This window comes from Okeania sp. SIO3B5, assembly GCF_010692555.1.
Lineage (GTDB): Bacteria > Cyanobacteriota > Cyanobacteriia > Cyanobacteriales > Microcoleaceae > Okeania.
In genome coordinates this window covers 1-12,208 of the sequence record NZ_JAAHHG010000296.1, presented here as the reverse complement: position 1 = coordinate 12,208, position 12,208 = coordinate 1, and the positions used below count along the sequence as shown (strand labels likewise).

The window sequence follows — 12,208 nt, the reverse complement described above, 5'->3', positions numbered from 1 at the left end:
AACTGTTCCGGTTTAGTATTAGGGTCTGTTTCCAGGTTAAATTAATGGGGTTACAAATGATTAGATGAACCCACTCCCACCACCAATAATAACTGAGCAAATTAACTGTTTCGGTCTAGTATTAGGGTCTGGTTCCGCGTTAAATTAATGGGGTTAGAAATGATTAGATAAACCCGCCCACCACCAATAATAACTGAGCAAATTAACTGTTTCGGTCTAGTATTAGGGCTGGGTTCCAGGTTAAATTAAAATGGGGTTAGAAATGATTAGATAAACCCGCCCACCACCAATAATAACTGAGCAAATTAACTGTTTCGGTCTAGTATTAGGGCTGGGTTCCAGGTTACATTAAAATGGGGTTAGAAATGATTAGATAAACCCGCCCACCACCAATAATAACTGAGCAAATTAACTGTTTCGGTCTAGTATTAGGGCTGGGTTCCAGGTTAAATTAAAATGGGGTTACAAATGATTTAGATAAACCCACTCCCACCACCAATAATAATTGAGCAAATTAACTGTTTCGGTCTAGTATTAGGGCTGGGTTCCAGGTTAAATTAAAATGGGGTTACAAATGATTAGATGAACCCACTCCCACCACCAATAATAACTGAGTAAATTAACTGTTTCGGTCTAGTATTAGGGTAGGCTTCCAGGTTAAATTAATGGGGTTTACAAATGATTAGATAAACCCACCACCGCACCAAATAATAACTGAGCAAATTAACTGTTTCGGTCTAGTATTAGGGTAGGCTTCCAGGTTAAATTAATGGGGTTTACAAATGATTAGATAAACCTGCCCCCGCACCAAATAATAACTGAGCAAATTAACTGTTTCGGTCTAGTATTAGGGTCTGGTTCCAGGTTAAATTAATGGGGTTTACAAATGATTAGATAAACCTGCCCCCGCACCAATAATAACTGAGTAAATTAACTGTTTCGGTCTAGTATTAGGGTCGGCTTCCAGGTTAAATTAATGGGGTTTACAAATGATTAGATAAACCTACCACCGCACCAATAATAACTGAGTAAATTAACTGTTTCGGTCTAGTAGTAAGATTTAAAGGCAGTAGCTCGTCTAAACTAAAATTGTGAGTAAAACCCAAGGCTAAAATCCCCCCCAGCCTTGGAAAGGGGGGAGAGGTCTATATTTTCTAAAATTTACCCACATTTTCAAGCTAGGCGAGCTAGTAGAATGAGGTAAAATTTGGTTTTAATTTTCAGTGGAAAGTTAATCTTTATATTACTAAAGAATAAAGGAATGAATGGACAGTTAGAAAAATCTATTGTTTTAATTACCAGTGCTAGTGATAACTCTATGAAAGGAAATGTTATTGGTACTGGGTTTGCTTTTTATCAAGAAGAAAATTATACTTATTTGCTGACTTGCGCTCATGTTGTTGAGGATGTGGGTGGTGAGGAGAATGTATTGGTAAATAATATTTCCGCAGAAGTTGTGGCAATAGGAGATACTCAGGGTTTTGATTTGGCTGTTTTGCGAGTCCAAGAACTTTTGTCTGTTCTTCCTTTACGATTAAAAATTTTACCTGAAGAGCAAGAAATAAGTTTAAAAATTTCAATTCCTGGTTATTTTCTTTGGGGTGAAAATAAGGTGCGTCGTCGCAAAACAATCAAAGGAATAATGATGGTTGAAGTTGGTGAAGAAAAGGCTTTCCATATTATCAAAAATGTGGGAGAAGAAGTTGCTATTGGGAAGCTAAAAATAGAAACTGGTAAATTGCAAAAAGGTTATAGTGGGGCACCTGTTGTAGATTTAGAAACAGGTTTTGTTGTGGGGATAACTACTCACATGGAGGGAACAAATGAAGAGGAAGGAAAGGAGGGAATGGCAATATCTATTGAAGCTTTGAAGAAGATTTGGCCTGAAATGCCTCCTGATGTTTTTAACTCTTACCCAGAAAAATTTGACGTAATAACTGTAAATATGAAAGGGGAAGAAATTAATAGTCATTCCTACAAAGCAGCATTCACTGAAGATTTGGGTAATGGTGTGATGTTGGAAATGGTGGCTATTCCTGGTGGTACTTTTATGATGGGTTCGCCAGAAAATGAAGCAGAAAGAAGTGATAGTGAAAGTCCGCAACATGAAGTTACTCTGCAACCTTTTTATATGAGTAAATATCCTATTACTCAAAACCAATATCAAGCCATTATGGGTAAAAACCCTTCTCGCTTTAAAGGAGGAAATCGTCCAGTAGAATGTGTTTCATGGTACGATGCAACAGAATTTTGTCAAAAGCTATCTCAGAAAACTGGGAAAAACTACAGACTACCGAGTGAGAGTCAGTGGGAATATGCTTGTCGTGCAGGTACAACCACACCTTTTTATTTTGGAGAAACTATAACGTCTGAGTTAGCTAACTACGATGGCAACTATATTTATGGCAAGGCGCCTAATGGTAAATATCGAGAAAAAACAACAGATGTAGGGAGTTTTCCTCCTAATGCTTTTGGTTTATATGATATGCACGGCAATGTCTGGGAGTGGTGTGCTGATGATTGGCACCAAAACTATGAAGGCGCCCCTACTGATGGTAGTGCTTGGCTGGAAAATGATGGAAAAGAAGATTATCCCGTACTGCGGGGCGGTTCCTGGATCAACAATCCTTTTGACTGCCGTTCTGCGATTCGCGTCTACAACAATAGGCGCGGCCTCCTCTACATCTATTTTGGTTTTCGTGTAGTATGCGATGGCGGGAGAACTACATGAAGTCAGTAGGGGCGAATGGCATTCGCCCGCACAGAAGTCAGAAGTTTAGACTTGATTATCTAAATGTTGGCAGAAGACCCGCGCTCTCCTGCAACGGGAGCGTCGTATGGGAATGCCAATCAATGTTGCAGCTTCACACATAATATGTTAAAATGTATATGTTGAAAAATTTTGCAGTAGATGGTTGAAAAAGCGTACAAATTTAGATTTTACCCAACTCCGGAGCAGGAAAGTCTGTTGCGGAGGACTTTAGGTTGTGTGCGCCTGATCTACAACAGAGCTTTAGCTGCTAGAACTCAAGCTTGGTATGAAAACAAAGAGCGAGTAGGGTATAAGCAAACTTCTGCTATGCTGACGAACTGGAAAAAGCAAGATGACTTAGGTTTCCTCACAGAAGTTAGCAGTGTTCCATTACAGCAAGGCTTAAGACATCTACAAACAGCTTTTACCAATTTCTTTAGTGGACGTGCCAAATATCCCAACTTTAAGAAAAAGCGTCATGGTGGTAGTGCAGAATTTACGCTCGTCCGCATTTAAGTGGAAAGATGGTCAAGTTTATCTAGCTAAATGTCCTGAACCATTACGGATCAGATGGAGTAGGCAACTACCCCAAAACTGTGTACCAAGTACAATTACCGTAAAACTTGACCCCTCTGGGAGATGGTCAGTGTCCCTGAGAGTCAATGACCCTAGAGATTTAAAGCTGAACTCAGTAACCAAACAAGTTGGTATTGACGCGCGGAATTACCAGTTTAGTTACTACCAGTGATGGAGAAAAAATTGCTAACCCGAAGAATTTCAAGAAGTTATACAAAAAACTCAGGTTAGCTCACAAGTCACTCTCCCGTAAAACTAAAGGTTCTAATAACTATCAAAAAGCTAGACTGAAAGTAGCGAGAATATACGCCAAGATTAAAGACTCAAGACTTGACTATACTCACAAGCTGACGACTCAACTGATTCGTGAAAATCAAATGATAGTAGTTGAGGATTTAGCTGTAAAAAACATGGTCAAGAATCATAAGTTAGCTAGAGCAATTAGTGGCGCTAACTGGGCAGAGTTAGTTAGACAGTTAGAATACAAGGCTGAATGGTATGGACGGGAATTAGTCAAGATTGACCGATATTTTCCCAGTTCAAAGCGTTGTTCTAATTGTGGGCATATCGTTGAGAAGTTACCTCTAGATATTAGAGAGTGGGATTGTCCAGAGTGTAACAGTCACCATGATCGAGATATCAATGCAAGTATAAACATTTTGACTGCGGGACTCGCAGTGTCAGTCTGTGGAGCGACCGTAAGACCTGAAGGGAGGAAGTCTCGGAGGGCCGGTGCTAAGAAACAGAAAGCCTCTAACAGTGATGCTAGGGAATCCCGCGCTGTCTCGTAGAGCAGCGTCGGGAGGATGTCAATGTTAAGATTTTCAGGACTTACGCAAAACCAATGTATCTAGGCTGAATGCTTACTAAAGCCTCTCCATTCATAGAGAAATAAAGAGGTAATTCTAAATTCTAAATTCTAAATTCTAAATTCTTGAATCTCCCATTTTTCGGCGAATAAAACTTTCTACAGATTCCATTTTCATCTCAAATATTGTCTCTAAATTCTCAATTTCTTCTGGAGTGCAGAAAAATTCATTAGCTAATAATACTCTTAAAGTACCTAGACTTTTTTGTAACTCAGAATTAAATAATCCCACAGTATTTCGTAATCCATCAAATACAAATAAAGGAGGATTAATAAGTATAGGTTCCCGGTTAAAAATTCTACTAAATATCTGAGAAATTTCTCCTCTAGAAATAATTTCTGGTCCGCCTATAGGCAAAGTTTGATTACAAGCAGCTTCTACAGAAACAGAATCCACAGCAATTTTTGCCAAATCATCTGTACTAACTATTGAAGTACGATTTTTATCATCTCCAATAAGTAGATACATTCCTGTATCTTTAAATCTTTCTGCCAATGGTAATAAATTAGATGCAAAACCAGAAGGTTGCAAAATAGTATAATTCAAACCACTCGCTTTGAGATATTTTTCGACCTCTCTTTTTGCTTTAAAAGTAGGTGAATCTTCATATCCTCTTTCTGCTCCTAAGACAGAGATAAATACAAAATGTTTAACACCAACTTTCACCGCACAATCTATCAGTTCAATATTAGCTCGGTAGTCAATTGCTTGAACATCATTCGCCCCACCATGAGCACTAATAATATATTCAATTCCTTGACAAGCTTTTTCAATATCCTTGTCTATTTTTAAGTCGCCTATGAAGATTTCAGCTCCACGATTTTCTAATTCAGAATAAGAAGAATTTAGTCTGGCAAAAGCACGGACTGATATTTCTCTTTCTCTCAATATTCTGATGATTCTTTGCCCTAAGTCTCCGGTTGCTCCTGTTACTAAAAACATAATTATTTTTTGTTGGTTATTAATAGTTTAATTGAAAAAAATTACCCAAAAGATTAAGAAAGCCAGAATGCTTAATATTCAGTATTTTCGGTTAGTTTCCTTCTTTTAAATTTTAACTTTTGATTTTTTTAAATTCTTACTTTTGACTTTTGACTTTTGAATTTAAAATTCTTACTTTTGACTTTTGAATTTTGAATTTTGACTTGAAAATTCTTACTTTTGACTTTTGACTTTTGAATTTAAAATTCTTACTTTTGACTTTTGACTTTTGACTTTTGACTTGATTTAAAATTCCACAATAACTGGTGCATGATCGCTAGGTTTTGGTAATTGTCTTGGAGATTTGTCAATTATACAACTTGTGGCTTTTTGAGAAAGGGGCAAACTCAGATAATGATGGTCAATACGCCAACCACGGTTACGGCGAAAACCTGCTGCTCTATAGTCCCACCAACTGTAGTGACCTCCTTCGCTGGTAAACTGGCGAAAAGCATCTACTAATCCTAATTTGAGAATTTCTTGTAAAGCTTGGCGTTCCGCATCGGATAATCCCACAGAATTTTTACAACCTTCTGGATCGTGAATATCTCGGTCTTCTGGGACAATATTAAAATCTCCACAAATACACAAATTGGGTGATTTGTCAAGAACAATCTTGATATATTCTTGCAAAAGTTTCAACCAATGAAGTTTATAGTCATATTTTTCACTGCCAACACTAGCACCATTAGGAACGTAAAGATTCAGAATACGGACATCATTTACTACCCCAGTAATTAACCGTTTTTGTATGTCAAAATCTCCCACTTTATCTTCACCTAAAATAGGTGCAAACCCACTACTAACATCTTCCATTGGGGAAAGACTAAAAATTGCTACACCATTATAAGATTTTTGACCAGAAATATAAGTATGATAGCCTAATTCTTCAAAGGGCGATCGCGGAAAATCTTGGTCAATAACTTTGGTTTCTTGTAAGCAGAGAATATCCACAGGATTTGTTTGTAACCATTCTATAACTTGTTGTTGACGAGTTCTAATTGAATTTACGTTCCAAGTAACTATTTTCATAATTTAAAGAAGGAAGAAGGAAGAGGGAAGAAGGAAGAAGGAAGAAAGAAGGAAGTTAGAAATATTAAGGAAGGAAGAGGGAAGAAAGAAGAAGAAGGAAGAAGGAAGTTGGAGATATTAAGTAAGAAGGAAGAAGGAAGTTAGAAAGTAAGCATTCAGCTATTAGCTGTCAGCTCGAGCGCAAAAGGAAGGGGTTTTAATGTTTAATGAATATAGAATTTTAGCCAGCTTTTATAGTTAAATATAAATTATACCTCAATTAGTAAAGCTTTGATATAAAACTAAAAGCAATAGCTGATTACTGATTGCTGACGGCTGTTTGCGTAGCAGTCCGCAGGAAATACTTACGTTAGAAATATTAAGGGATGCTATTCTTTTTCATAATTTTAAGAAGGAAGAAGGAAGAAGGAAGAAAGAAGGAAGTTGGAAATATTAAGGGGTGCTATTCTTTTTCATGATTTTAAGAAGGAAGAAGGAAGAGGGAAGAAAGAAGAAGGAAGTTAGAAATATTAAGGGATGCTATTCTTTTTCATAATTTTAAGAAGGAAGAAGGAAGAGGAAAGAAAGAAGAAGGAAGTTAGAAATATTGAGGGATGCTATTCTTTTTCATAATTTTAATTATTAGAAATCTCCAGAAAAGAGAGAACAGGGAACAGGGATTATGAATTTAAAAATTTAATAGTTCAAATACCTCCTAATATCAAATCCGGTTGAATACTTATCATATATTTGGGGGTGGGAAGTGTGGGGAGAAGGGGAGGTGGAGAGATTGAAGGCAAGAAAGTGTGGATATAATTATAAACATATACTGTATAACCGGGTTCTATATGAATCCTAAATTCTAACTTTTGAATTTAAAATTTTGACTTTTGACTTTTGACTTTTGAATTTAAAATGACTTTTGAATTTAAAATTCTAACTTTTGACTTTTGACTTTTGACTTTTGAATTAAAAATTTTGACTTTTGACTTTTGAATTTAAAATTCTATCGCCCAAATTGCCATTGCTCTAAGATAATGACTAGCTCGAAAAGTTTCGTCAGCAGTAATAGCTTCTGGGGTACGAAATTGTAAACCATTTTCATAAATTTGCCGCACCACCGCTTCAGTTATTTCAAAAGCTTTATCCTTCATTCCCATTTGCACCATAAAAGCAGCTAAACCAAAATTAATTCCCGTCCAAACTTCTAATGGATGGGTAGCATCAGGATTCTCTGGAGAACCATCAGGTAATACTCCATTCACTGCGCCAAACTTGCCATTATGAAACTTTTTAAAACAAGAATTATAGACAGTATTCAAAGCAGATAAAGCACATTCATTAGGTACAATATCTGGCAGATTTAATAATCTAGCATAAAATTGACCACATAATTGATCCGCCATTACCACTTCCGAATTACTATCACTATCCAAACGATAAAATTCCCCATTCCATAACTTCTCTTGATAAACAACTAATCCTTTTTCCAACCAATTTTGATAAACAGAAATTTGATTATTAATAACATCCACAGAATTTTTATCAACCTCAGAATGGAAACCTTCCGGTGGATAATAAGGAATTTCCCTCGGATGCTCAATTAAAACTTTCCCAATAGCGATCGCTGCCTCCAAAGCAGCTAACCATAACCCACCACAATAAGCACTCACCCCCCGCAACTGCCAATCATCAAAAGTTTGGTCAGGCGCCCCCTCATTTTCAGGAATACCATCATTATCCTTGTCAAAAGCCTTCAAATATGCCATTGTCTCCACCACAGCAGACCAACATTCCCAGAGAAACTCATAATCATCTGCACCAGTCAACAGAAAATCCCGATAAACCTGCAACACAAAATCACTAGATAAATCCTTCCATTGATTGCAGTCCTGATAACTGGTATAATTAGTCCTTTCCCAAGGATGTTCATTTGGTGCGCCCAAATCATGGGGAGTTGCTCCCGCCTTTTTTCTGACTGCCGATGCTTGATTGTAACCAATAATTCTCGGTGTATCATCCGCAGTTGAAATCGCCCGTGCAAAAGCTAGCAACACTGACTTTTCCAAATCCGGCCACAACATCAACAGAGCAAAAGAACCATACAACCTCACATCCAAACTCTCATACCAACGATAATCCAAACATTCCAGTACAGCAAACTGACCTTTAGGATCGCGATCGTCTGCAGCACTCCAGAGAGTCCCCCCACTGGTGAGGTCGTAAAGTTCGTTAAACAAAGCCATCTTAAACCAACCAGGCAAATCTTCCCGTTGCAAAATCGGGTTTTGCCAAGCTTCAATATTCTCGCGCCAAGTCTGATAGTGTTTCATAGCAGTACGAATTATCGACCAGGCATTTTTCCCATTGCGACCATAAAAATCTGTATAACGGCGATAATATGAAACTCCAGCGCTAAACTCAGTCAAAGGCAAATCCCAAGCTAAGAAAAAAGGGATTTTCCGAGTTTTCCCCGGTCTGAGAGTAAAACGAACAGACATAGCTACCGCAATTTGTTCTCCCTCTGTTGCAGGTAGTTCATTGTATTCATCTATGAGTGTGCCATCCATTGCAAAGTAGCGCCAGACTTCCTCTCCATTGCCCACAGGATTCCAGCGTGTATGATAATTAACTTCCACAGCAGCATTAGTAAAAGTTCCGATCGCCATCTGACCTTCTCCTTCTGCGGGGCGATCGGCAATGCTCAACTTTGTCATTGTGCAACCGATACGATGGAAATCTTCCACTAATAAATTAAAGTTGTCTGTACTCTCTCCCCACCGTGGTTTGTATTCATAAACTGGAGTGCCATCATCTCGCACTTGCACTTCCGGTGTTTTCACAGAATTGGTAAACCAACCGATGGTATTTTGCCAAGTGAGCATAATGCTAAGAGTGATGGGTTCATCGGTGGGGTTGTGAGCAACCCATTCAAAGATGGCAACGGGGTAACTGGTTTCTTGATAATTACCTGCCCAAATTGGAGAAAATTGTTCGCAGCTTAATTGTGCATTGAATACGTTTTCATAGACAAACCAACTACGGGGATAAAGAGCATGATAAGTACCAGTCTGTAATTCTGCTTTTTGTTTCGGATACCACTGCCAAGTTGAGAGACTGTCATCAGATGGTGGTTCGGTAGATAAGGCATAAGCTTGTTTGTGACCTTTTGTTTCTTCAAAAATGCTAAATTGACAGGCAGGTAAATTTTGATAAATGTGTTCGCCACCGTCGAGATGCCAGAGATTAAAATCGCCCCGTGGGGAGCGGCCGATCGCTCCTGCACCGAAACCACCGAGAGGCATTCCGTGCCAAGGACTGTCATCGAGGTTACTACTGTAGCGGACTGTGTAAGGGTTGTCCCAATTGAGGCCAATGGGACGATTCCAGGTGTAAGGGGGAATGTTAGTGTTAGGGGTAGGATTTTGTTTATTCATAGGGGTAGGATTTTGTTAAAAGCGTGCGCTAAAAATATCAGGACTTACGCAAAGACAAACCACAATATATAGTGTATACTAATTAAGGCGATCGCCTAACCTAGCTCCGCAAACGCTATTTTGTTTAAGCGATCGTCTAGCCTAGCTGATTCCATTCCAATTTCAATTTCATTCTTTTCTTCTTCAACTTCCCTTTAAACACTAATATACACTATCAGCGCTAGATATATTCAGGACTTACGCAAAGGTACTATGCATAGAGTTTAAAACTATTGCGCAATTTTTTTACGCTATATCTAGCGTCTCTGTGTAAGTTCTAATTTAGATAGGGTTTGCTGTTTGCGCAGCATTCCGCAGGAAAAGCTGACCGCTAATAGCTGTTTGCGCAGCATTCCGGAGGAAATGCTTACGATGGGGGGAGCTAGAAAGATTTGTTCAACAATTAATAATTAAGAATTTAATAATTACCGAATAATTAATAATTAATAATTAATAATTAATAATTAAATAATTATGGTTTAAAGCCTCCCCTTTTCAGGGGAAAAAAAGAAATAATATTTCCTGATTTTCAATTCCGTAACGGTTTTAACCAGAGGTAATTATCAATTATCCATTATCCATTAATGAACTCTTCTGTAATAGAAGGATTGGCTAAAAGGAATTTTTTTCTCCATAAATGGAGAGGCTTTATACCTTAATTTTTCAGTAAGATAAAATTATTTAAAAAGCGTTTCATTTATCTTTACTGCTTCAAGATTTTAACCTCAATTTTTACATTTTTTAAACGCTGATAATAGTTTTATTTTTTCCTCTAATTATATTATACAAATTTGAAAAAAGAATGTTACGAATAATATTGGAAATTATGACTCCTGAATTCTAAATTATGATTCCTAACTATTACCAAAATCTTACAATTAAAATAGGATTGCTAATATAATAACTAATAATTATGCTTATAGTTTTGTTTGAACAATAAGACAAATCGACAAATATTTGACTTGCTAGAGCAAAACTACAAACAAAAAATTTATTATACAAACATAATATAAAACTTAAGTAGACTTAGCTATCTTGATAATTAGGCTAAAATAGTACGTTATATCATGTCCGGTAGCATCGTTTGTGTATAGAATTAAGGTGACAATGAGAGAAAACCTTCTGCCTCCTGCCTTCTGCCTCCTGCCTTCCTTCCACCAAAGTCTAATTATTCAACCGGACATGATATTAAATATAGAAATTACGAAGGATTTAAAAGAATGGAATCTCAAACAATTGATCCTTGCAGTCTGTTAGGAAAAACACTTGACTCTATTTGGCCTATATATTTTCCACTTCTAGTTATCAGTTCTCCTACTTACTTGATTAATATAGCCTCTATTACATTACTTTTACCATCTTCACCATCAATCAGTGTTATCTTACTGATTATTGGTGGACTTACTTATCCTTTACTCTTTGGAACTCAAGTTTTATATATTCATAGATATTTTACCCAGACTTCAGGTATAAGAGAAATAATTAGCCAGCTTCTGGAAAAGTTTGTACTATTAATTTTGACACAAATTATCGTTTATCTAATCGTTTTTTTCGGAATGATACTACTACTTTTTCCGGGGTTTTACATGTCAGTACGCCTCTTCTTTTCCCTCTATGGTACTGTTCTAGAATCTGAAACAGATGGAATTAGTAGCAGTTGGGAGTTGACAAAAGGTCATTGGTGGTCGATATTCTTTGCACTTTTATCTGTAGGTTTTATAATTGCAATAGTTTCCTGGGTTTTGTCTCTATTTCTTGATCCTATACTATCAGGTATAGTATCTTCTTCTAGTATTCAACAGGAAAATCTTCTTATAATACAACAATTTTTTAGAAATTTTTTAATGCATCCATTTGCAGTTGTTTATGGCTATCTATTATATATGGAGCTTAAGGAGATTAATGAACTCAACAAATGGTATAAAGAGAATAACTAGGTTTACTACATCTTTATTTTAGAGTTGAGTTAGAGAAGCAGAAAAACAGTCATAAACTCTAACTGTAAATTTCTGTTTTTATTCTATTGGAAATTAGGATATAAATTTGTCAAATTGAAGAAATATTTGCACAGTAAAAGTAGCACAAATATCCCCTTGTATCGGTGCGTTACGCGGAAACAATATTAACAGGACTTACGCAAGGGCGCTATATATAGTGTTAAGCTTTAAGGCTCTCTTGGTATTGGCGCTCCTGATTGGGTTCCCCTTGGCGATCGCCTGAAAAACAAAATTCATAACCTATGAAAAGACACTAAATATAGTTTATTTTCCTACGAGTCAGGAGGGAAAAAATAAGAAGGAAGAGGAAGAACTGGAGTTGAAGGAGAAAGTTTTTTTATAACTAATTATCCGGACATGATATAAGCATTTAGCCATAAGCAGTCAGCTCTCAGGTTTTTAATTAGGGTTTGCTGAAAAAGTATGAGTGGTAGGGGTAGAATCCAGCAATCCTGCAATCGGTGAAGTCAGGAGGAATGGGAATTATAGAAGAAGTAGTCAGAAGAATCGTAAAAGTGATTTTCTACCCCTCGAAATGCCGAAAAT

The 12,208-nt window shown here is 37.0% G+C and carries 6 protein-coding genes and 1 pseudogene; 3 read left to right on the top strand and 4 right to left on the bottom strand.

What is annotated here, in order from left to right; translation table 11 throughout:
• Window positions 1-983: 983 nt before the first annotated feature.
• Window positions 984-1,106 carry a hypothetical protein gene (locus F6K54_RS29070; protein ID WP_293085543.1) on the bottom strand — a complete coding sequence of 41 codons (123 nt, stop codon included), beginning with the start codon at window positions 1,104-1,106 and terminating at the stop codon, window positions 984-986.
• A 101-nt stretch (window positions 1,107-1,207) separates the two neighbouring features.
• Here F6K54_RS29070 and F6K54_RS29065 point away from each other — a divergent pair, with 101 nt between their 5' ends.
• Both F6K54_RS29065 and F6K54_RS29060 read left to right on the top strand, forming a co-directional pair.
• Window positions 1,208-2,731: an SUMF1/EgtB/PvdO family nonheme iron enzyme gene (locus F6K54_RS29065; protein ID WP_293085541.1), complete on the top strand. Its 1,524-nt coding sequence runs from the start codon at window positions 1,208-1,210 to the stop codon at window positions 2,729-2,731.
• Between the two features lie 180 nt (window positions 2,732-2,911).
• Window positions 2,912-4,119: pseudogene (locus F6K54_RS29060) on the top strand (RNA-guided endonuclease InsQ/TnpB family protein).
• Between the two features lie 135 nt (window positions 4,120-4,254).
• On the opposite strand, the gene F6K54_RS29055 reads toward F6K54_RS29060, so the two are convergent.
• The 3 genes from F6K54_RS29055 to F6K54_RS29045 form a co-directional block, all read right to left on the bottom strand.
• Complete coding sequence (locus tag F6K54_RS29055; RefSeq protein WP_293085538.1) at window positions 4,255-5,139, bottom strand: SDR family oxidoreductase; 885 nt, start codon at window positions 5,137-5,139, stop codon at window positions 4,255-4,257.
• A gap of 285 nt (window positions 5,140-5,424) precedes the next feature.
• Window positions 5,425-6,210, bottom strand: coding sequence for an exodeoxyribonuclease III (gene xth / locus F6K54_RS29050; RefSeq protein ID WP_293085536.1), 786 nt, complete (start codon window positions 6,208-6,210; stop codon window positions 5,425-5,427).
• Window positions 6,211-7,187: 977 nt separating this feature from the next.
• On the bottom strand, window positions 7,188-9,626 hold the full coding sequence (locus F6K54_RS29045; protein WP_293085533.1) for a GH116 family glycosyl hydrolase: 2,439 nt from the start codon (window positions 9,624-9,626) through the stop codon (window positions 7,188-7,190).
• Between the two features lie 1,259 nt (window positions 9,627-10,885).
• Here F6K54_RS29045 and F6K54_RS29040 point away from each other — a divergent pair.
• Complete coding sequence (locus F6K54_RS29040; RefSeq protein ID WP_293085531.1) at window positions 10,886-11,602, top strand: hypothetical protein; 717 nt, start codon at window positions 10,886-10,888, stop codon at window positions 11,600-11,602.
• Window positions 11,603-12,208: the final 606 nt, after the last annotated feature.

What these genes read in the sequence shown, in the direction of transcription:
- F6K54_RS29055 (WP_293085538.1), bottom strand. Translation starts at nt 5,139, where the DNA reads ATGTTTTTAGTAACAGGAGCAACCGGAGACTTAGGGCAAAGAATCATC.
- xth (WP_293085536.1), bottom strand. Translation starts at nt 6,210, where the DNA reads ATGAAAATAGTTACTTGGAACGTAAATTCAATTAGAACTCGTCAACAA.
- F6K54_RS29045 (WP_293085533.1), bottom strand. Translation starts at nt 9,626, where the DNA reads ATGAATAAACAAAATCCTACCCCTAACACTAACATTCCCCCTTACACC.
- F6K54_RS29040 (WP_293085531.1), top strand. Translation starts at nt 10,886, where the DNA reads ATGGAATCTCAAACAATTGATCCTTGCAGTCTGTTAGGAAAAACACTT.